The following is a 19,571-nucleotide window of genomic DNA, read 5'->3' on the forward strand; positions in this document are numbered from 1 at the left end:
AATTGCGGCTCAGATAAAGGAGGCGAACATGCTGGCGACGCAGGCACTGCATTTCAGTTATCAGGATGAACCTATATTGCAAGACCTGACACTTGATTTCAGCCATCATCAGGTTACCGGAATTATCGGGGCGAATGGTTGTGGTAAATCGACTTTGTTGATGAACCTTTCCGGTATCCTGCGTCCACAACAAGGCGCTGTCTGGTGGGATAATGCGCCATTGGATTACAGTAAAAAAAGTCTGATGGCTTTGCGTCAGCGGGTCGTCACGGTATTTCAAGATCCGGACCAACAGATCTTTTATACCGATATTGACAGCGATCTGGCTTTCAGCCTGCGTAATCTGGGTGTGGAGGAGGCCGAAATTCAGCGCAGGATAGAACGTGCACTGACATTGGTGGACGCCCATGCTTTCCGCAACAAGCCGATTCAATACTTGAGTTTTGGTCAGAAAAAGCGGGTGGCGATTGCGGGTGCATTAGTGATGGAATTTGATTACTTGTTGCTGGATGAGCCGACAGCGGGGCTTGATCCTTCCGGGCGTCAGCAAATGCTGGAGATCATCACCATGATTGCCGCAGGGGGTAAGCGGATCATTATTTCCAGCCATGACATAGATTTGATCTATCAGATCTGTGATGGTTTATATGTACTGGCAAAGGGTCGGGTGATCAGTTCAGGTAAACCAGAAACCGTCTTACTGCAAAAAGATCTGCTGGAACAGGCAGGTTTGGTGCAGCCGTGGCTGGTGAAAGTACACAGTGAAGCCGGGTTGCCTCTGTGCAAAACAGAGCAGGCGCTTTTTGCTATCTTGCATAGAACAAGGGAGAAACGACAATGACATTATCTCTGATGATTCAGGGAACGGCTTCTGATGTGGGCAAAAGCGTGCTGGTGGCCGGATTTTGCCGGATCTTTTTACAGGACGGCCATCGCTGCATTCCTTTCAAAGCGCAAAATATGGCGCTCAATTCGGGTATTACCGCCGATGGCAAAGAGATGGGGCGGGCGCAGATATTTCAGGCAGAAGCGGCAGGTATTGAGCCGGATGTGCGTATGAATCCGGTTTTGCTGAAACCCACCAGCGATCGTAAAGCGCAGGTGATTTTCATGGGAAAAGTAGTATGCAGCATGAACGCCGTGGAATATCACGTATATAAGCCACAGCTCCAACAGCAGATTTTGGCCGCCTATGACAGCCTCGCAGCGGAAACCGACATTATGGTACTGGAAGGTGCGGGGAGTCCGGCTGAAATCAATTTGCGTGATCGCGATATCGTCAATATGGGCATGGCAGAGTTGGCGGATGTTCCGGTCATTCTGGTCGCGGATATTGATCGTGGCGGCGTGTTTGCCGCGATTTATGGCACACTGGCACTTCTCAGGCCAGAGGAAAGAGCACGGGTCAAAGGCGTGATCATCAATAAATTCCGTGGCGATCCGGCTTTACTGCAATCAGGGATTGATCAGATCGAAGCTCTGACACAAGTGCCGATATTGGGGGTGTTGCCGTGGTTGGATCTCGATCTGGAAGATGAGGACAGCGTCGCCTTACAGGTCGGCAAATATGATCACTCTGGCAAGCACGCAGAAAATTGGCTGAATATCGCGGTTATCCAGTTGCCGCATATCGCCAATTTTACGGATTTCAAAGCGCTGGCGGCACAATCTGATGTTCATCTGCGTTATGTCTCTGATCCTTCGGCACTGCATGGCGCTGATCTGATCATTTTGCCGGGCAGCAAAAATACCTTAGGTGACTTGGCATGGTTAAAGATCCACGGGCTTGATCAGGCTATTATCGCCGCGCATCAGTCAGGTATTCCGATCATCGGGATCTGTGGCGGCTATCAGATGCTGGGAAAACAAATCATTGATGAGGTTGAATCAGGTTTAAACCGGATGGCAGGCCTGGGATTACTGGATGCTAACACTCAGTTTGCCAATGAAAAACATACGGCGCAGGTTAAAGGCGTTGTCATGCCTGAGCTGACGGGGATGCTGAATTCATGCAGCGAGCAGCCGATTGCGGGCTATGAGATTCATATGGGAATTACCCAGCTTGGCGAGCAGGCAAGGCCATTTGCCAGAATGCATCTGCGTAATGGAGAGGAGACGGTCTGGTTTGACGGCGCAGTCAATCAGTCAGGATCGGTAATGGGCAGTTACTTGCATGGCCTGTTTGATCAGAATACGTTTACTCGGCCATTACTGAACCAGCTTCGTCGCCAAAAAGGCCTCGCGCCATTAGAAAATGTGATGTTCAATTACGTCCAGCACAAAGAAAAACAGTTCAATATTCTGGCTGCCAGTATGCGTGAGCATCTCGATATTGATCGTATCTATCAGTTAATGAAAGAGCATGAAGAGCATCACTGATTGCAAAAACAGAGCGTATCGTGTGAGCATTGTGGCTTTACGGAGTTTGGGATCACAAAATGATTTTGGTGACGGGAGGTGCGCGGAGCGGTAAAAGTGCCTACACAGAGCGGCTGATTGCGGGGCAGTGTGAGCAGGTACTTTATATTGCTACGGCGCAGGTTACGGATGAAGAAATGGCGGCTCGCATCGAGCGGCATAGACAGGAGCGCCCTTCACACTGGCGGACGTGGGAGGGTTATCAAGACTTGGCCAGCGTGATCCGCCAGCATCGGCAACCCGAAGAGGGCGTTATACTTGAATGTGTAACAACGTTGATTGCCAACCTGCTGTTTGACAAATCGGCGGGGGCATCACCCGATGAATGGGATTTTGCATCATTGGAGGGATTTATTCAGCGTCAGATAGATGACTTGATCGTTGCTTGCCTGCATTGCCCGACTCCGGTGTATTTGGTGACGAATGAAGTGGGCATGGGCATTATGCCTGAAAATCGGCTGGCACGTCATTTTGCCGATATCGCCGGGCGCGTGAACCAAAAACTGGCGCAGGCGGCTAAAGAGGTCTGGCTGATGGTTTCAGGGATTGGAGTCAAAATCAAATGAAGCTGAATCTCTTTTGGGCGACATTGCAATTTATGACACGGCTTCCCGTGCCTGCAAAATGGGCGGAAGGGGTTGATTTCAGCCAGTATTGGCGCGGCGTGCCGAATTTTCCGCTGATTGGTCTGATTATTGGTGGGTTGGCTGCCCTGATTTCGCTCTCGATTAGTCAATCTGGCGGCGGTATGTATATCGGTGCCATTGGCTATGTGCTGGCATTGGCACTGTTGACAGGTGGGTTACATTTAGACGGTTTGGCCGATACCTGTGATGGCCTTTTCTCTGCCCGCCGGCGAGAAACAATGCTGGCGATCATGCGCGATAGCCGTCTCGGTACGCATGGCGGTCTGGGGTTGATTTTCTGCCTTTTCCTTAAGGTTTTCGCCGTGGCAGAGCTTTCTTATCATCCTCCTCTTGAGCTATTTGCTTTGCTGACGTGCGCGCCGATTGTCGGGCGTACTGTCGTCGTGCTGCTGATGTATGAACAGCGTTACGCCCGTGAAGGTGAAGGCATGGGAAGCAGTTATATTGGTCGAATGACTCCGCGATCGACTGCCCTCACGCTATTAGGCGGTGCGGTATTGGTTATCGCGCTCGGAGACTGGCAAGGATTAATCGCCATGATGGTGACATTGATCGTCATTTATGGATTGGCCTTCTATTTTAATTATCGTCTTGGTGGTCAGACCGGCGATACGCTGGGTGCTTCAATTGAAGCAGGGGAAGTCATTTTTCTGCTGGTCATGATCTGGAAATAGATTGGGTAATCAATTTGGAGAAAGTAATCCAATGCGGCTTTTTCTCGTTCGACACGGGCAAACGGAAGCCAACATTAACGGCGTTTTTTGTGGCAGTACGGATTTGCCGTTGACGGAGGTGGGGATCAAACAGGCGCAACAGGTCGCTGCTGCGCTGAAACATGTTGATTTCCAATCGGTCCACTGTAGTGAAATGCAGCGGGCACAGCATACTGCACGTATTATTTCCCCTTTTGCAATAGAGCCTGAGCATCGCCTTAATGAATTGAATTTTGGGGCATGGGAATTATGTCATCATGAAATGATTGCCAAAGGCGATCCGCAGGCGTGGGCGCGTTGGTTGTCTGACTGGCAAAATGCCTGCCCTACGGGAGGAGAGGCGTTCAGGGATTTTGCTGCCCGGGTGGGAAGTTATGCTGATGAAGTGCGTTCTGCCACGGCAGAGGGAAATCAACTGATTGTTGCACATCAGGGAGCCCTGGCGCTGCTGTTGACCAAGCTGCTTAATCTGCCAACAGAAACCATGTGGTCTTTTCCCTTTCAGCAAGGCGCCTATAGCGTCGTCGATAATCACACGGGGTTTATCACATTGCGTATCTTCAATGGGCGGGCAGAATATCGGCCTGAAGAATAGCCAGAATGATGCATATGACTCTTCAATCTTTACTTGATGCAATCCAGCCGCTGAATCAGGCGAAAATGGAAACAGCGGCGCAGCACATTGACAGTCGGGTCAAACCGCTGGGCAGTTTGGGGCGTCTTGAAGCACTGGCGATCCAGCTTTCAGGTATGCCGGGGATCTGGGATCTTCGTAATCTGCAAAAAGAGATCATCGTCATGTGTGCCGATCATGGGGTATATGACGAAGGTGTGGCAATTTCACCCAAGAATGTCACGGCGATACAGGCACGGAATATGTTGCAAGGGATAACTGGGGTTTGTGTACTGGCGAAAAACAGCGGTACCCATGTCTTGCCCGTGGATATTGGGATCGATGGTGATCCGATTGACAATTTGCTGTCCCTGAAATTGGCTCGTGGCTGTGGCAATATTGCACAGGGTGCGGCCATGGATTATGCACAGGCTGAAACTCTGTTGCTGGCGAGCGCACAACTGGTACAACAGCGTATTGCCGCAGGGGTTTCCGTATTGGGTGTGGGAGAGTTGGGGATTGCCAATACCACGCCAGCCACGGCAGTCATCAGCGTGCTGACGGGCAGTGATCCCCATGATGTGGTTGGGCAGGGCGCTAATTTGCCCATTGAGCGGCTGATGCACAAAGGCTCCGTTGTGCGTCAGTCGATTATTGTCAATCAGCCGAATGGGAATGATGCGCTTGATGTATTGGCAAAAGTAGGCGGGTTTGACCTTGTCGGTATGACGGGAGTGATTCTCGGAGCTGCGGCGTCAGGTGTTCCTGTCGTTCTTGATGGTTTTCCCTCTTATGCCTCTGCATTGGCCGCCTGCCAGATGGCGCCTATTGCACGGAATTACTGTATCCCTTCACACCTGTCAGCAGAAAAAGGCGCAGTGCTGGCATTACAGCATTTGCGTCTGCAACCTTATCTTCATCTGGATTTGCGCCTTGGTGAAGGGAGTGGAGCGGCAATTGCGATGTCTTTGATTGATGCCGCTTGTGCGATCTACTGCAATATGGGGCAACTGGCGAGCAGTGGGATCAGTTTGCCGTCTTATACGTCCTGATGGGGTGCCCTATCTGTTCTTTAATCTTCATAAATTTCGAACAATATTTCTCAGTTGTTCTTTGATAATTTTCCCGTTCACATTACGGGGTAATGTTGAAAAAGTATAACCTTTAGGACGTTTATAACGTGCGACCAGGGTACAAATATAATCATCCAGTTCTTGTTCAGTCACTAATGTATGTTGATCAAGTTCAATAAAAGCATGGGGAACTTCTCCCCAGTACGGGTCGGGTTTTGCCACAATAGCGACAGCCAAAATACCGGGATAACCTGACAGGGCATTTTCCAATTCAAGGCTGGAAATATTTTCACCACCGGAAATGATAATATCTTTTTTCCGATCGGTAATTTTGATATAGCCATCATTGTCGACGACTGCCAAATCGCCGGTAAAAAACCATTGGCTTGTTGTACTGGGAGTCACATGGCGAATAGGATCATAAGCTGCAACGATATTTCCGCGAATAGCAATTTCGCCGACCGTTTTTCCATCAAAAGGCACGGGTAATCCGCTATGTTCGTCAATAACGCTGACCTGCCCCTGTAAATTGGAGACGATCCCCTGCCGCATGCGCTTTAATATCCGTTCCGATTCTGGCAGTGCTTTCCAATCGTGTTTATCTTCAGAAACAACGACAGGCCCATAAGTTTCTGTCAGACCATAGACATGTGTCACTGTGATGCCAACAGCATCCAGCAGGGAAAATACCATTGCTGTGGGTGGTGCGCCTGCGATGAGCCCATAAACCTTATTATCAAAATCGATGTCCTGGTTTTGTGCTGCTTTTCCCAGAGAATAGTGCACAATCGGTGCACCACAATAATGGGTTACCTGGTGTTGTTGCATGAGCTGGATAGCTTTCTCTGCATCAAACCGGCGCATGCAGATATGCGTACCTGCCCGTGCGGCGATTGCCCAGGGGAAACACCAGCCATTACAGTGGAACATGGGGAGAGTCCATAAGAATGTGGGTTGTTTGGGCATATCCCAATCCAAAATATTAGAAACGGCATTAAGAAACGCCCCGCGGTGAGAATAAACAACCAGTTTAGGCTGCCCGCTGGTTCCTGACGTCGAGTTGATACTGATGGCTTCCTGCTCGTCAATCTGAGGAAAAGACAAGATTGACGATGGGTATTGCGTTATCAGTGATTCATATTGAATGTATTCATGATCAAATGTTGATTCCGGGATGCATGAATCGTTTTCGTCAATAATAATGATCTTCATTTGATTATTAATAGCGACATTATCCAACAATGAAATATAGTTTCTATCAATCAATAATATTTGTGGGCTAAGTTTTTCGAAGATAAAATTTAACGTTGCTGAATCTGTTCGAGTACTCAGCGCATTTAAAATTCCACCCGCCAAAGGAACGGCAAAATGTAATTCGAGCATTTCATGTCTATTAGGCAGTAGTGCGGATATAATACTCCCTTTACCTATGCCCATTTGTTGAAGTGCGATTGCCACTTTTTCACATCGTTCAGCATATTGACGCCAGCTCCAACAATGATCTCCATCTATCACAGCAATATCATCACTGTTACTTAATACGGCTCTTTTGAGAAATAAAATGGGTGATAATGCAGTACCATCATATTCATATAAGAATGAATTGTTGAAAGTCATATTTTTGTCCTGTATTTTTCATTTTATTTAAAAGTAATTGTTATTTTTGAAATAAGCAATCTATTAAAAATAATGGCTAATCTGTTTATTTTTAAGAAATATTGGATTAAATGAAATAATGCTGAAGCTATTATTTTTATCTCGATGTTTTATTTGTGATTTATATTTCTTAATATATTTGTGATCTTTATTGTTATTGTCAATGTATTTTATTCAAAATATATTGAAAAATTATATTGTTTGTAACAAAAATACTGTATCCACTCATATAAAGGGAAACGACCATGTTTAACTTAACGGACAAAATTGCGTTTATTTCCGGAGGCACGAAAGGTATTGGCAAGGGCATTGCCCAGGTCTTCAAGCGAGCGGGTGCCATTACCATTATTTCCGGCACTGACAGGACAAGAGGCGAGGCGATTGCAAAAGAGCTGGATATTGATTTTATTCCTCTTGATGTGACGGATCAGGCGGCATGTAAAAATGTGATTGATGAGATTGTCGAAAAATATGGCAGGCTTGATATTCTGTGCTCCAATGCGGGTATTTTTCCACAACATTATCTTAAAGACATGACGGCTGAAGATTGGGATTTAGTGAATACCGTCAACCTCAAGGGAACATTTTTATTGGTTCAGGCTGCATTGAATGTCATGGAGAAGCAGCGTTATGGCCGGGTCGTGCTTACGTCATCGGTGACAGGGGAGATGACGGGTATTCCGGGTTACAGCCATTATGGTGCCAGTAAGGCGGGTCAGTTGGGATTTATGCGCAGTGCGGCGCTGGAATATGCAGGTCAGGGTATCACCATTAATGCCATTATGCCGGGTATGATTATGACTGAAGGCTTGCAGGCATTTGGTGAAGATTACTTACAGCATGTTCAATCTACAACGCCGATGCGCGTTTTAGGGTTGCCGGAAGATATCGGCTATACGGCCTGTTTTCTTGCCTCCGACGAAGCAAAATATATTACCGGGCAGGCGATTGTAGTTGATGGCGGGCAGATACTGCCAGAAGTGCAGGGTGCTTAAAACCTTGATGTGATAAAAACCGTTTTTTCTTTTCTACCATTGTGGTAAGGCAGAAGAAAAAGATAAGATAATCACCCAATAAACACAGGGAGAGGAATTATGTTCTCTCCCTGATTTTTTGTTGTCTGAATCAGGTAAAGAATATTATGTCACTGAACTATGAACGTAACCCGCTTCCGCTGCCAAACGGACACAATAAAGTGTTATTGCATTCGTGCTGCGCTCCCTGTTCCGGGGAGGTGATGGAAGCCATGCTGGTTTCAGGAATTGATTTCACGATATTTTTCTATAATCCGAATATTCATCCTCTAAAAGAATATGAATTGCGCAAAGATGAAAATATTCGTTTTGCGGAGCAGATGGGGATCCCCTTTATTGATGCTGATTATGATCGTGATAACTGGTTTGAACGTGCGAAAGGCATGGAAAATGAACCTGAACGCGGTATTCGCTGTACCATGTGTTTTGATATGCGTTTCGAGCGGACAGCTCTTTATGCTCATGAACATGGTTTTCCTGTTATTAGCAGCTCGCTGGGTATTTCACGCTGGAAAAATATGCAGCAGATCAATGAATGCGGCGTCCGTGCGGCTTCCCGTTATCCCGACTTAACCTACTGGGAATATAATTGGCGCAAGGGCGGCGGTTCTTCCCGCATGATAGAAATCAGTAAACGTGAGGAGTTTTATCAGCAGGAATATTGTGGCTGTGTTTATTCCCTGCGGGATACCAACCGACATCGTTTATCGACCGGAAGGGAAAGAATAAAATTGGGTACAGTATTTTATCAAGCGGAGAGTGATAAAAAAGATCACGAATCAAATTGACGCTCAAGGTCATATTTTCTATTCATTGTTAGTACATGCCTGCTAGCTATTCTCCCGTTTTTAGGGGGATTACCGGCGTCATTGTTGGAAAATATAAAAGCAAAAAAAAAGGCCTGCATAGACAGGCCAAAGGATACGGTGAAGCATAAAACCCTAGTGTGACTTAGCGGTGATAAGTCACATCGACTATATGTGAGATAAGATACTGCCGTCCAATGGATTGCACAGATCGATCAAAGGAAATTGATCGATAAAAACGATCATTTTTGATCTATCAAATAGGAAAACGCTGATTTTTCCAGTTGGGTAAGGGGCTTACGGCTTTTCAGTTTGATCTAAAATATCTTTACATAAACCTGGAAAGCCTTGATTAATAATAATTATTGTTACTCAACAAACGATAAATAGTTATGTGAATGACTAATCTTTGCCATATCTGGCGCGATTGGGGGTACAACCAAAACGCCGACGATAACTTTGGGTAAAATAGGACTGGCTGGAAAAACCAGATTCCAATGAGATATCGGCGATGCTCATTTCGCTGTTCAGTAACAATTGATGCGCATAAAGAATACGCTGTTCACTGATCCAGGCGCGGGGAGATGTACCATAGACGCTGTTAAAAAGCTCCTTGAATGAAGTTAATCCCATACCGAACTCACGGGCAAAGTCATTGAGCCGCCATTCCTTGAGATAATGTGCGTCCATGAATGTTTGCAGGCGCTCTACCTGACGGTTACTCAACTGTCGCAATACCGACATCAGTAATGCGCCCTGTTTGCTAAGAGAAAGCAGTAATAGCAGCTCTTCAACCCTGAGCTGAATCAGTGCAGGAGGGTAATCATGAGCCAGCAGATTGGCCAGTCCACGGATACTTTCCGTCAATAAGGGGAACTGATTGAAGGGAATCAGCCTGCGAGCTGGAAAATCATGTCGTTCAATTTTACTCAGTAACGACCCGAAACGTTTTAAAAAACTGCGCAGGAACTCCATTTGTAAGGGTAGCCATAATACCTGACAGTTTTCTGTATTGGTTTTGGCTACGTAGCTCCCCGGATGGGTAAAAAGGATCTCATTCGATGTGATATGGTAAGTATTGGTGCAATCTTTCCATATCATTTCACCATCGAGTAAAACATACAGCCCTCTTTGTTTATGTTCGAGGGTATTGAAATCCGGTATGGTCAATAGGTGAGTACAAATACTCTTCTGGTTTAAGCCTGTCGTCCTTTTCATGTAATACTCCTAATCTTCCGTATCATGAGTAATCATTTTTTGTGATGAGTGCATGGTGTATTTATTTTATTAATTAATAGATGTTGGAAAAGCCTTTCATTTGGCACTCGAATTATACTGATAGCATCGAGTGCGGGGTGAAACAGTATTGATAGATATCGAAATAGCATGCGTAACATCAATTAAATCACTTTTTGTATTATATCTCTAAATTAATATTTGTGTTAGGTTTCAGTGTTAAAATTTATGCTTTAAATTTATTTTTATGTTTTTTAAAGATATTAAAGCAAGTTTATTTATGACTTGTTTGTTTTTTATCTCATGGTCTTTAATACTCTTATAATTCACTTGGTGGAGAGCTGTTCATTACTTTAATTTAGGTAATTTTATACTTTTAATCCTATTTAACCACATTAAATGACAATTTTTATCATTAAAAATCTCTCAGTTAATATTTGTAATTATTTGATTTTAAAAATTAATTATAATTTATTTGATTTATTGGGCAGGTCAATCGGCTCGTATAATGAGTAAATAGAGTAAGCGGGTGATCAGATAGATGACTTTTAAATTTAGCCAGCCAATTTCACGGTGGTATTGAAAAGAAAGTTAACAAAATTGAGCATACGGATTTTTAATATATAAGCGAACGTGATTTGATTTTTATGTGCCGATTATTTTCATAAGTTAACATTAAAACACTGTTTCGTCATTTTTTTAAAATAACTCGTGTTTTTTGTCCTCCTTTATCTCTTAAAAAATCTCTCAGGACGAAAGGAAATTATTTATATCAGATTGTTATTCTTAACTTTTCTGGGGAGATCAAAAGTATAATTCCAGGGTTTGAGTCGTTATATTTAATTTAGATTGCCATGATGTTAATGATATCAGTCAACTGATATGAAATGTTTTCCATAAACCAGACATGATATTAAATTATTAATATTTTGTTTATATTGTTGCAATATTATTAATTTACCTATTTTTTATTCAAAATAATAAGTTAAATCGATAGAGATGGATTTTTTATTCTGGAAATATGGGATAATTAAACGAGAATTCAGAGTGTTAAACTCAAGTAGTAACGTTATCCGTGTAATAGCGCTATAAATGCCTCGGTTATAGCTAGGTAGATTGTTTTTTATACTGGTATAATGCTAGGATGAATTTTCACAGCCTTTCCTCGTTACCTGCTAAGGCGTATGCATAGATATATTTGCTGATGAAAGATAAGAAAAAACTACAAGAACGAGAAAGATATGGAAAAGTATCGTTTTTCAGATAACGCTTTTTTATACAGTGTATGGCTCCTTTGGGGTGTTGCCTTAGGGCTATATTTGTATGGCGCTCATCTCGGTTGTGCCATAACAGCAATTATATCTTTTCTAGCCTTGGTACTTTACTTTACAAATATGAAATTGAGAATAAATGCTATGTTTGGAAAAAAAACTGAGGCACCTGTTGCCAGTCCTGTTACGCCAATCATTTCTACACAGCCTGAAGAGAAAAAAAACCTCAGTGTTGAAACGCGTTCCAATACGATTATTGCGAAAAATTCGGTATTTAAAGGCGATATTGAGATGGAAGGCGATATTCAGGTCTGGGGAAAAATCGTTGGTAATATTCGCGTAAAAGGCGGTGCTATTCGTGTCATGCATGCCGGAAAAGTTGAAGGTGAGCTTAATGCGCCAGAAATTATTATTGATGGCCATGTTGACGGTACGTGCTGTGCGGAAACGCTGGATATCCTGGAGCACGGCGAACTACGTGGTATCAGCCGCTGTGGAAGTATGTCAATCCGGCGTGGCGGTTTATTTGTTGGTCAGTCTGAACAGGTCGAAAACAAGAAAAAACCAGATATTGAGCGAGTTGTTTCCATCAAGGAAAATCAGGCAGATAAAGCGAAAGCCAAAAATAGTGCTTAATATTGGATAATAAAAATCCATGCCATAACCGCCGGAAAATGTGTATGATTTTTCGGCGGTTTTTATTTTGACGGCTGAATGATTTTTATCCTGAATCTTTAAGGAGGCGTTATGATTATCACACTGGAAACAGAAAGATTGCTACTCCGTGGCTGGAAAGAAGAAGATCGTGAGCCTTTCTTTCGCTTAAATAGCAATCCTGAAGTGATGGAGTTTTTTTTAAAAAGACCGAATAAAGAACAAAATAATACTTTTGTTGATAATTTGATCCGTAAGTTTGAAACGCAAGGTGGCTGGGGGTTGTGGGCTGTTGAGCGAAAACAGGATGGTGCGTTCATCGGCATGATTGGGCTGAATATTCCCAGTGATGAGTTACCCTGTTATCCCTGTGTCGAAATTGGCTGGCAGCTTGATAAACCCTTTTGGGGCAAAGGCTATACGTGTGAAGCGGCTCGTAGGATTTTTGATTTCGCGTTTACAGAAGTGGGATTGGATGAAGTTGTAGCACTTACTTCCGTACTTAATTACCGCTCAGAAAGCGTGATGAAAAAACTGGGCATGATCAGAGACGAAAAAACATTTCTACATCCTTTAGTGCCGGAAGGTCATCGATTGAGAGAGCATGTTCTATATCGGATTCGGCGTTCAAGTTGATGGCATCATGGGGTAAACATCATCAAGGTTATCCTGCCTGTCGGGATAGCCTTGATGAAAACCATTTTGTCGCCCAGATCGCTATTGTCTGGATATCACCAGAGCCACGCGACCGATGAATTGAATATCGCTGACTGAACAGTCAAAAGTGACGTCATCATCGCTGACACGGATTTTACTGACAGGAATTTTGGCAATCCTCTTGATACTGTGCATACCTTCGATATCCACCAGCCATAAGCCATCCTGAATATTGTTTCCCTGAGCATCAAGCAGATACCATGTCACGCCATCATCAACAACCAACGGGTTGTTAAGTTCTTTAGAAATCAATTCGCTGTCCAAGATCACAGGATTGGCCTCGTTCAGTTTACCTCCCGATAACTTTATACGAGGAATTGATGGCGCAATGATATCTTCCAGCCGTTCTGTTTTGCCACTCTCTCCATCCGGAAACATCTCTCCCTGACCTGTGCTTAACCACAGCAGTGAAGCGCCAGTTTCGAGATTACACTGGATGATCCAATCCGCTGGAAAGCTATCACGAAGATAGCGGTTTGCCATTGTGCTTTTGGAAACGCCCAAATGGTCACTCAGGGCTTGGCGTGACTTAAATCCATACGCGCGGACAAGACGCTCAATAGCGGGTCTTCCCCCACTATCAGCCCCCATTTTTATCTCAATATTGGTGTTTTTCATTGACAGTACAGATAATGGGTATTAGTATCCCATAAAAGTTCTTGAATTGAGATCTTTCATGAGCCCGGATTGGTTAAGCTGAAAACCATTGAGAGATATTGCATCATGAACGTCCAGATTTCAATCTTTATACTTGATATCGACAGCGATTTGGGGATGGTTTGAGGGATTCTGGGAAGAGTGCTGGGGGTAAAACGGTGAGGGAAAAAATGGCGAATACGGAAAAAGAAAAATTTGCCCAGATTAACCTCGGCCAACGGCTAGAAGGGTTGAACCATTTGTCGCGGATCAGGGCAATATACTGGGGTGACGATGAAAAAGAGTTAAACCGGTTTTTTGCTGATATGCGCGACAAAAAGGACAGTTATTACGAAGAGAACAAGCGGGCATTATCCGCCATTTTTTATTTGGCAAATATTCCGCGTGTACGCCACGAGAGTGAGCTTGAACATTTTACCCAAGAGGAAAAACAGGCTCTGATCAAAGCAATGAATCATATTAAAGTCGTTGTCAGTCAGTTTCCGAAGTACTTGAAGTTATCTAAGTAATCACATTTTTTGAACACATTTTTGTACAAATGGCATGAGTACGTCAGGCACTCGCACATCCTTAATATGGTGGAATTGATGAATAGTGGTTTTATCACTACTGAACATAACGGTGATTATCCTATTGCCAAAGGCAGACAGTCTGGCCTGTTTCAGCCAGGCATACCGCAGGGTGTGTCAATGGCTGAACGTTTATTATGGGAAGTCAACGCGGAAGATCACCAATGGCGCCACCAGTATATCGGGCAGATGCCGGATTTTCTGGCAAAGTATTTCAGCCGCCGTTATGTTGGCATCTTTAACCATTCAGGCCGCCGCGATGCGAACGCCTTTCTGAGAAGAACGGTTGGACAAAATGTCTTGCCACGGTTGCAGTTGGTTAAGGCAAGATATTCATTCACCCATCATATATCAGGCATAACACCTTTTCCTTTTATTGGGCAATTGGAAAAGGTGGTGACATGCGATCGCAAACAGCTTTTGAAGCTCGCTCATGAAATATCTGTTTTTATTGCGGGCAACTATGAGCATTATTCCTTGCAGTCTTCTCCACAATATCAAGCTGCGCCGGTTGACAGTGAAAGTGAGTTGTTCCCCCGTGTCGCTAAGTTATACCAATTACTGGCGAAGCTGACTTTGCAATGTGGTACAAATCCTCCTTACTGGCAGCGTTTTAATCATGGACGTAAAGTACCGTCTGTTGATCAACTTTGTGCTGGTATGTTGCGGATGATGTCTGCCCGCTGGTGGTATTTTCGGTTAAAACGTCTGCGTGAAATCCAGTCTGAGCATATGGCAATTGCGGTTGGGCAAGTACAAAAAGCCGCATCGCCTTATGTTTCGAACTATGCCTTGCGTGAATGGTTGGAACAGAAACGCCGTAACCGTGAGTTTTTCAAACATTTTGATTTGGAAAATGAGAACGGAGAACGGATTTCGCTGGCGGAAACGGTGGTTCATAGTAATGCGAATCCCGCTATTCGACGTTGTGAATTGATGGTCAGAATGCGCGGTTTTGAAGATGTCGCCAACAAAATGGGATGTGTTGGTGAATTCTATACCATCACGGCGCCGGCAAAATACCATGCGGTTCAGCATCAGGGCGGGTTTGTCAGACATTGGAATGGCGCGACGCCCCGCGATACTCAACGCTACCTGTGTGGCATATGGGCAAAAGCCCGTGCCGCAATCGCCCGTGCCGGCATTAATCTATTTGGTTTCAGAGTGGTGGAACCGCACCATGACGGCACTCCTCATTGGCATATTCTGCTGTTTATGCTGCCGGAACATCAGTGGCAGGTCAGGGCGATCCTTGAGCATTACGCTTGCCAGGAAGAGAAAGCTGAATTGCAGCGCGATGATGCCAAAAAAGCGCGTTTTGATTATAGAACGATAGATCCTGATAAAGGGAGTGCGACAGGCTATATCGCTAAGTATATATCCAAAAATATTGATGGTTATGCGCTGGAAGATGAAAAAGATCATCAAACCGGGGCACCTCTGCGCGATATGGCGAAATCGGTGACGGCATGGGCGAGTCGCTGGCGCATTCGCCAATTTCAGCAAATCGGTGGAGCGCCGGTTTCCGTTTGGCGAGAACTTCGTCGCCTTGGAGAAGTGTGTTTAACGGATAACAAAGTCAATGCGGTTTTGCAGGCAGCCGATGAAGGCAATTGGGCAGCTTATATTCAGGCACAGGGTGGGCCGTGGGTTGCTCGTCGTGATCTGGTTATTCGTTTGTCTTATAAACACATCCCGTTTGGTAGCCCTTATGGGGAAGATGTTTACACCATACAAGGAGTGACATCACCATTTCTATCATGTGTGGAATTTATCTGCACACGTATTCACCAATGGACTATTGTACCGAAATTTGATGCTGCTCCGACATCAGGGCGTATTGTCTATAAAAGAAACACTAAATGGCCCTCTTGGAGTTCTGTCAATAACTGTACGGATGGACAGGTAGATAGGTCAATGAAGAGGTATGTAAACTACAGGATTGATGAGGATGATAAAATAATCAATATGGCAAATATTTCTGCAAAAACAGTACATAATAGGTATTAACTATCACATTTAGTCACTAGAAAAGGTAAAAACTTCTTTAATTTTTCACCCATTACGTGTACTGTATATGCATACAGTTTTTATATGGAGGCGGGTATATCAGTGGACTTTCTTATGGAATCATTGGTAGCGCAACGTATTAATTTTATTGCCAGAATGGCAACAAGTTGCGAATGCAATCATGCGGAAGACAAAGAACTGGCGTTGGTCTGGATAGCTGAGCTATCTGAACCTCATGAAAACCGACTTAACGCCCATAAAAATGATTTAAAAAACGATATATTGATCGAGAAAGCGTTAAGAAATTCAGGTTCAACAGACGAATAAATTTTGCAGGTGAAAATGATGAGAGTGGAGATACTTTTCGATAAACGAGCTAATGTTTCTGAATCAGTGATGTCTGCACTTGAAAGTGAACTGAAAAAAAGAATTTTACCGCAGTATCCCGATACGCATTTTAGAATTGCAGTTAGCAGCAGTAGCTCCGTAAGAGTGACAGGAACCAAAGACAGTAGTGAACATGACCAGATGATGGAACTTATTCAAAGCGTCTGGGAAGATGATAGCTGGCTGCCAGATTAAACCCGACAGAGTGTTGATATCCTTCAATGGATGACAAATTATTATAATGGATTAAATAGCACGGGGGCAGGTAATAATTTCCTGCCCCCGTGCTATTTAATATGTGTTTACAACATCCGTCGATGTTCATTTGTACTATTTTCCCAACAATGCCACTTCTTTGAGGTATTTCTCTGATTATTCGATCATAACTCTCCGATTTACTGATTATTTTCTGCAAAGAAAAGGAGAGTGTATGCAAGTTATCGCACAACAAAATGAGACGGTTGATGCCCTGTGCTGGCGTCATTATGGCCGAACGCTGGGGATGACGGAACGTGTGCTGTTGGCAAACCCCGGATTGGCTGCTTTTGGCGCGGTATTGCCTCATGGAACGAAAGTTGAAATGCCGGAGTTCATGCCCGCTGCCACCAAGCCGATTATCCAGCTTTGGGATTAAGGGGTTTGCATGGATAAATACAGTCACGCAACTTATGCCTGCGCCAGTATCACAGCCATTTTTTCTGGCCTTTCTTTATATGAGTGGAGTTTTCTGCTCGGGGCGTTCGCCAGCATTTCCCTCGGTATCCTGACTTATCGACTTAACCGTCGGGAGCAGATGAAACGTACCTTGATTCTGAAAAATATCCTGAAAAACATCCTGGAAAATCTGGATATCGAGTCTGCGTCGAAATCAGCCAAGATAGTCAGCGAGCTGATACATCACGCACCAAGAGAACTGTGATATGCAGGATATCAAAACCAGACTCAGTCGGGTGGTTATTGGTCTTATTATTGGTGGCGCCAGTTCTTCTGTCATTCTTTCGCAGTTTCTGGATGAGAAAGAAGGCAATCGACTGTCTGCCTATCAGGATGGCGGCGGCATCTGGACAATATGTCGCGGCGTGACGCGCATTGATGGCAAGGCAGTATATAAAGGAATGAAACTAGCGCCTGAACAATGTGATGTTTTGAACCGGATCGAAGCCGACAGGGCGATTGATTGGGTGAAAAAGAACGTCCACGTCCCGCTGACTGAGCCGCAAATTGCCGGTATTGCCAGTTTCTGCCCGTATAACATCGGCCCCGGAAAATGTTTTTCTTCCACCTTTTATCGCAAGCTCAACGCCGGCGATAAAAAAGGCGCATGTGCAGAGATCAAACGCTGGGTCTATGACGGCGGACGTGACTGTCGAAAAACCCAAGGACAGCCGAATGGCTGTTATGGCCAGGTTCTGCGGCGTGATCAGGAGGCTGAACTGGTTTGCTGGGGATTAAATCGATGAAGAAAGTACCTTTACTTGTCAGCCTTGTCATTGGGGGATGTTTTGGCTGGTGGGGACACCGTTCACTGTTCCTCAGTGAAGTGACGGGTTTGAAACAGCAACATGCTGCTCAAATTGTTACTATCAGTCAGAAAGCACATTCGGAGACGTTGGCCGCCATCCAACAGATGAAGAATGCACAGAGCCGGGTTGCTCAATTGGATGATTATTATTCAGGAAAATTAACCTATGTTACCGAAGAAAATGCCGCTTTACGCGCTGACATTGCTGCTGGTCATCGCCGGGTGCAAATCGCCGCCGCCAACCTTGCTACCTGTCAGCTCACCCAAAACCGAGATACCGGCTCCCGCAGCGTGGGCGATGAAACCCAAGTCGAACTCACTGCAAAAGCTGGACGTGCTATTTACGATATCCGAGCCGGAATCATCAGCGATCAAGCCAAATTAGATTACCTGCAACAGTATGTACTTGAAGTCGTTCGTCAATGTAAACCGTAAATATTGTCCTTCACTTAAACATCGTTCAGCAGACCCCAAAAGCCTTTTTTCACGTTGGAAAAAGGCTTTTATTCTATTGATTTTACGTGTTTTTTAAACGAGGTTTGTATGACATTTCCTACAAATCCCGTTTAGTGTCTGCCCGGTTTTTTCATGGCATTCTTACGTCATGAACACACAACTCACTGAACTGCTGCGCTTAATGCGCAACCTGATCCGAACCGGCGTCATCACCCAAGTGGACACCACAAAGGGTATGTGCCGGGTTGCAACAGGCAACCTTGAAACCAACTGGCTGAACTGGTTGACATCCAGGGCGGGAAACTCCCGCACTTGGTGGGCGCCCAGTGTCGGTGAGCAGGTTTTATTACTGTCCATAGGCGGAGAACTGACCACCGCCTTTGTATTGCCTGCGATTTTTTCAGATGAGTTTCCGGCGCCATCGACATCATCAGAAGCGACGCATATCCAGTTTCCGGATGGTGCAGTGATGGAATATGAACCGCAATCAGGCGCATTGACTGTGACCGGCATCAAAACCGCGACAGTGACTGCTTCGGATTCCGTCCATATTACCGCACCGGAAATCACCTGTGTCGCCAGTACCAGAATCACACTGGATACACCGGAAGTCATCTGTACACAGCTAATGAGCACGGGGAATTTGATCGTGCGCAATGGCGGCAAAATGACGGGCAATATTGAACACACCGGCGGCACATTCAGTTCCAACGGCGTGGTCGTGGATTCCCATAAACACACCGGCGTCAGGTCAGGCGGTGACACATCAGGAGGCCCCGTATGATGTATCTGGGAATGAATCGGCAGACGGGCCGAGAACTGACAGATCTGGCTCACGTCCGGCAATCCGTCAGCGATATTTTATTAACTTCCGTGGGCAGCCGCATAGCACGCCGTACTTACGGTTCGTTGCTGCCAGAACTGATCGATTGGCCACAGAACCCGGCGCTCCGGCTTCAGGTCATGGCGGCCAGCTATACCGCTATCAGCCGTTGGGAGCCACGTGTGATGCTTACGTCAATCACAATGGAGACCCGGCAGAACGGTGAAATGGTGGTGGATATTGCGGGAACTTATCATCAATCCGCCAAAGAATTTTCACTTTCTATTCCGGTGAGCCATTCCCGGTGAG

23 protein-coding genes are annotated in these 19,571 nt (G+C 45.0%); 20 read left to right on the top strand and 3 right to left on the bottom strand.

Annotation, left to right across the window (positions count from 1 at the left end):
* Positions 1-28: 28 nt before the first annotated feature.
* The 6 genes from NXS07_RS01035 to cobT are packed head-to-tail and all read left to right on the top strand — an operon-like array spanning position 29 to position 5,443.
* The gene (locus NXS07_RS01035; RefSeq protein WP_238125159.1) at positions 29-841 is read left to right on the top strand and encodes an ATP-binding cassette domain-containing protein; all 813 of its coding nucleotides are present in this window, start codon (positions 29-31) and stop codon (positions 839-841) included.
* Positions 838-2,379, top strand: coding sequence for a cobyric acid synthase (locus NXS07_RS01040; protein WP_258086016.1), 1,542 nt, complete (start codon positions 838-840; stop codon positions 2,377-2,379). Before NXS07_RS01035 ends, NXS07_RS01040 begins: the two co-directional genes overlap by 4 nt.
* A gap of 59 nt (positions 2,380-2,438) precedes the next feature.
* Positions 2,439-2,984: a bifunctional adenosylcobinamide kinase/adenosylcobinamide-phosphate guanylyltransferase gene (cobU, locus tag NXS07_RS01045; RefSeq protein WP_258086017.1), complete on the top strand. Its 546-nt coding sequence runs from the start codon at positions 2,439-2,441 to the stop codon at positions 2,982-2,984.
* Positions 2,981-3,739: an adenosylcobinamide-GDP ribazoletransferase gene (cobS, locus tag NXS07_RS01050; RefSeq protein WP_258086018.1), complete on the top strand. Its 759-nt coding sequence runs from the start codon at positions 2,981-2,983 to the stop codon at positions 3,737-3,739. The genes cobU and cobS overlap by 4 nt, the downstream gene beginning before the upstream one ends.
* A gap of 31 nt (positions 3,740-3,770) precedes the next feature.
* On the top strand, positions 3,771-4,373 hold the full coding sequence (locus tag NXS07_RS01055) for an adenosylcobalamin/alpha-ribazole phosphatase (protein WP_258086029.1): 603 nt from the start codon (positions 3,771-3,773) through the stop codon (positions 4,371-4,373).
* 14 nt (positions 4,374-4,387) lie between these two features.
* On the top strand, positions 4,388-5,443 hold the full coding sequence (gene cobT / locus NXS07_RS01060) for a nicotinate-nucleotide--dimethylbenzimidazole phosphoribosyltransferase (protein ID WP_258086019.1): 1,056 nt from the start codon (positions 4,388-4,390) through the stop codon (positions 5,441-5,443).
* 27 nt (positions 5,444-5,470) lie between these two features.
* Here the strand turns inward: cobT and NXS07_RS01065 are convergent, their stop codons facing one another.
* Entirely contained in the window at positions 5,471-7,081 is a 1,611-nt protein-coding gene (locus NXS07_RS01065) for an AMP-binding protein (protein WP_258086020.1), read from the bottom strand.
* 284 nt (positions 7,082-7,365) lie between these two features.
* Here NXS07_RS01065 and NXS07_RS01070 point away from each other — a divergent pair, with 284 nt between their 5' ends.
* Together NXS07_RS01070 and NXS07_RS01075 are read left to right on the top strand one after the other, a co-directional pair.
* On the top strand, positions 7,366-8,115 hold the full coding sequence (locus tag NXS07_RS01070) for an SDR family oxidoreductase (RefSeq protein ID WP_038201994.1): 750 nt from the start codon (positions 7,366-7,368) through the stop codon (positions 8,113-8,115).
* Between the two features lie 146 nt (positions 8,116-8,261).
* Complete coding sequence (locus tag NXS07_RS01075) at positions 8,262-8,942, top strand: epoxyqueuosine reductase QueH (protein ID WP_038195660.1); 681 nt, start codon at positions 8,262-8,264, stop codon at positions 8,940-8,942.
* Between the two features lie 420 nt (positions 8,943-9,362).
* Here NXS07_RS01075 and NXS07_RS01080 read toward each other — a convergent pair whose 3' ends face one another.
* Positions 9,363-10,178, bottom strand: a complete 816-nt coding sequence (locus tag NXS07_RS01080; RefSeq protein ID WP_038185758.1) for a helix-turn-helix transcriptional regulator — start codon at positions 10,176-10,178, stop codon at positions 9,363-9,365.
* Positions 10,179-11,611: 1,433 nt separating this feature from the next.
* Here NXS07_RS01080 and NXS07_RS01085 point away from each other — a divergent pair.
* Both NXS07_RS01085 and NXS07_RS01090 read left to right on the top strand, forming a co-directional pair.
* Entirely contained in the window at positions 11,612-12,103 is a 492-nt protein-coding gene (locus tag NXS07_RS01085; protein WP_051869003.1) for a bactofilin family protein, read from the top strand.
* A 111-nt stretch (positions 12,104-12,214) separates the two neighbouring features.
* On the top strand, positions 12,215-12,757 hold the full coding sequence (locus tag NXS07_RS01090) for a GNAT family N-acetyltransferase (RefSeq protein WP_258086021.1): 543 nt from the start codon (positions 12,215-12,217) through the stop codon (positions 12,755-12,757).
* 81 nt (positions 12,758-12,838) lie between these two features.
* Here NXS07_RS01090 and NXS07_RS01095 read toward each other — a convergent pair whose 3' ends face one another.
* The gene (locus NXS07_RS01095) at positions 12,839-13,456 is read right to left on the bottom strand and encodes a phage repressor protein CI (RefSeq protein ID WP_038201988.1); all 618 of its coding nucleotides are present in this window, start codon (positions 13,454-13,456) and stop codon (positions 12,839-12,841) included.
* 209 nt (positions 13,457-13,665) lie between these two features.
* Here NXS07_RS01095 and NXS07_RS01100 point away from each other — a divergent pair, with 209 nt between their 5' ends.
* From NXS07_RS01100 to NXS07_RS01145, 10 genes are all read left to right on the top strand, one after another.
* Positions 13,666-14,004 carry a DUF5347 family protein gene (locus NXS07_RS01100; RefSeq protein WP_038197099.1) on the top strand — a complete coding sequence of 113 codons (339 nt, stop codon included), beginning with the start codon at positions 13,666-13,668 and terminating at the stop codon, positions 14,002-14,004.
* Positions 14,005-14,082: 78 nt separating this feature from the next.
* Positions 14,083-16,074: a replication endonuclease gene (locus NXS07_RS01105; RefSeq protein ID WP_258086022.1), complete on the top strand. Its 1,992-nt coding sequence runs from the start codon at positions 14,083-14,085 to the stop codon at positions 16,072-16,074.
* A 114-nt stretch (positions 16,075-16,188) separates the two neighbouring features.
* Positions 16,189-16,401: a hypothetical protein gene (locus NXS07_RS01110; RefSeq protein ID WP_038197097.1), complete on the top strand. Its 213-nt coding sequence runs from the start codon at positions 16,189-16,191 to the stop codon at positions 16,399-16,401.
* Positions 16,402-16,416: 15 nt separating this feature from the next.
* The gene (locus NXS07_RS01115) at positions 16,417-16,656 is read left to right on the top strand and encodes a DinI-like family protein (RefSeq protein WP_230579174.1); all 240 of its coding nucleotides are present in this window, start codon (positions 16,417-16,419) and stop codon (positions 16,654-16,656) included.
* 235 nt (positions 16,657-16,891) lie between these two features.
* Complete coding sequence (locus tag NXS07_RS01120; protein ID WP_258086023.1) at positions 16,892-17,095, top strand: tail protein X; 204 nt, start codon at positions 16,892-16,894, stop codon at positions 17,093-17,095.
* 9 nt (positions 17,096-17,104) lie between these two features.
* Positions 17,105-17,380, top strand: a complete 276-nt coding sequence (locus NXS07_RS01125) for a hypothetical protein (protein WP_038197093.1) — start codon at positions 17,105-17,107, stop codon at positions 17,378-17,380.
* Position 17,381: 1 nt separating this feature from the next.
* Positions 17,382-17,921, top strand: a complete 540-nt coding sequence (locus NXS07_RS01130) for a lysozyme (RefSeq protein ID WP_046336456.1) — start codon at positions 17,382-17,384, stop codon at positions 17,919-17,921.
* Positions 17,918-18,418 (top strand): lysis system i-spanin subunit Rz, encoded by a 501-nt coding sequence (locus tag NXS07_RS01135; protein ID WP_038201979.1) that lies wholly within the window; start codon positions 17,918-17,920, stop codon positions 18,416-18,418. Before NXS07_RS01130 ends, NXS07_RS01135 begins: the two co-directional genes overlap by 4 nt.
* Positions 18,419-18,587: 169 nt before the next feature.
* Positions 18,588-19,223 carry a phage baseplate assembly protein V gene (locus NXS07_RS01140; RefSeq protein WP_038218327.1) on the top strand — a complete coding sequence of 212 codons (636 nt, stop codon included), beginning with the start codon at positions 18,588-18,590 and terminating at the stop codon, positions 19,221-19,223.
* Entirely contained in the window at positions 19,220-19,570 is a 351-nt protein-coding gene (locus NXS07_RS01145) for a GPW/gp25 family protein (RefSeq protein WP_038185717.1), read from the top strand. Before NXS07_RS01140 ends, NXS07_RS01145 begins: the two co-directional genes overlap by 4 nt.
* The last annotated feature ends 1 nt before the right edge of the window (position 19,571 follow it).

The sequence above is a fragment of the Xenorhabdus bovienii genome (assembly GCF_024721015.1).
Classification (GTDB): Bacteria; Pseudomonadota; Gammaproteobacteria; order Enterobacterales; family Enterobacteriaceae; genus Xenorhabdus; species Xenorhabdus bovienii.

Bases quoted from the DNA above. Each gene is read 5' to 3' on its own strand.
- NXS07_RS01040 (WP_258086016.1), top strand. From the start codon at position 838: ATGACATTATCTCTGATGATTCAGGGAACGGCTTCTGATGTGGGCAAA.
- NXS07_RS01115 (WP_230579174.1), top strand. From the start codon at position 16,417: ATGATGAGAGTGGAGATACTTTTCGATAAACGAGCTAATGTTTCTGAA.
- NXS07_RS01065 (WP_258086020.1), bottom strand. From the start codon at position 7,081: ATGACTTTCAACAATTCATTCTTATATGAATATGATGGTACTGCATTA.
- NXS07_RS01125 (WP_038197093.1), top strand. From the start codon at position 17,105: ATGGATAAATACAGTCACGCAACTTATGCCTGCGCCAGTATCACAGCC.
- NXS07_RS01080 (WP_038185758.1), bottom strand. From the start codon at position 10,178: ATGAAAAGGACGACAGGCTTAAACCAGAAGAGTATTTGTACTCACCTA.
- NXS07_RS01055 (WP_258086029.1), top strand. From the start codon at position 3,771: ATGCGGCTTTTTCTCGTTCGACACGGGCAAACGGAAGCCAACATTAAC.
- NXS07_RS01075 (WP_038195660.1), top strand. From the start codon at position 8,262: ATGTCACTGAACTATGAACGTAACCCGCTTCCGCTGCCAAACGGACAC.
- NXS07_RS01120 (WP_258086023.1), top strand. From the start codon at position 16,892: ATGCAAGTTATCGCACAACAAAATGAGACGGTTGATGCCCTGTGCTGG.
- NXS07_RS01090 (WP_258086021.1), top strand. From the start codon at position 12,215: ATGATTATCACACTGGAAACAGAAAGATTGCTACTCCGTGGCTGGAAA.
- NXS07_RS01100 (WP_038197099.1), top strand. From the start codon at position 13,666: ATGGCGAATACGGAAAAAGAAAAATTTGCCCAGATTAACCTCGGCCAA.
- NXS07_RS01095 (WP_038201988.1), bottom strand. From the start codon at position 13,456: ATGAAAAACACCAATATTGAGATAAAAATGGGGGCTGATAGTGGGGGA.
- NXS07_RS01145 (WP_038185717.1), top strand. From the start codon at position 19,220: ATGATGTATCTGGGAATGAATCGGCAGACGGGCCGAGAACTGACAGAT.
- cobT (WP_258086019.1), top strand. From the start codon at position 4,388: ATGACTCTTCAATCTTTACTTGATGCAATCCAGCCGCTGAATCAGGCG.
- NXS07_RS01130 (WP_046336456.1), top strand. From the start codon at position 17,382: ATGCAGGATATCAAAACCAGACTCAGTCGGGTGGTTATTGGTCTTATT.
- cobS (WP_258086018.1), top strand. From the start codon at position 2,981: ATGAAGCTGAATCTCTTTTGGGCGACATTGCAATTTATGACACGGCTT.
- NXS07_RS01135 (WP_038201979.1), top strand. From the start codon at position 17,918: ATGAAGAAAGTACCTTTACTTGTCAGCCTTGTCATTGGGGGATGTTTT.
- NXS07_RS01110 (WP_038197097.1), top strand. From the start codon at position 16,189: ATGGAATCATTGGTAGCGCAACGTATTAATTTTATTGCCAGAATGGCA.
- NXS07_RS01105 (WP_258086022.1), top strand. From the start codon at position 14,083: ATGAATAGTGGTTTTATCACTACTGAACATAACGGTGATTATCCTATT.
- NXS07_RS01070 (WP_038201994.1), top strand. From the start codon at position 7,366: ATGTTTAACTTAACGGACAAAATTGCGTTTATTTCCGGAGGCACGAAA.
- cobU (WP_258086017.1), top strand. From the start codon at position 2,439: ATGATTTTGGTGACGGGAGGTGCGCGGAGCGGTAAAAGTGCCTACACA.
- NXS07_RS01140 (WP_038218327.1), top strand. From the start codon at position 18,588: ATGAACACACAACTCACTGAACTGCTGCGCTTAATGCGCAACCTGATC.
- NXS07_RS01035 (WP_238125159.1), top strand. From the start codon at position 29: ATGCTGGCGACGCAGGCACTGCATTTCAGTTATCAGGATGAACCTATA.
- NXS07_RS01085 (WP_051869003.1), top strand. From the start codon at position 11,612: ATGTTTGGAAAAAAAACTGAGGCACCTGTTGCCAGTCCTGTTACGCCA.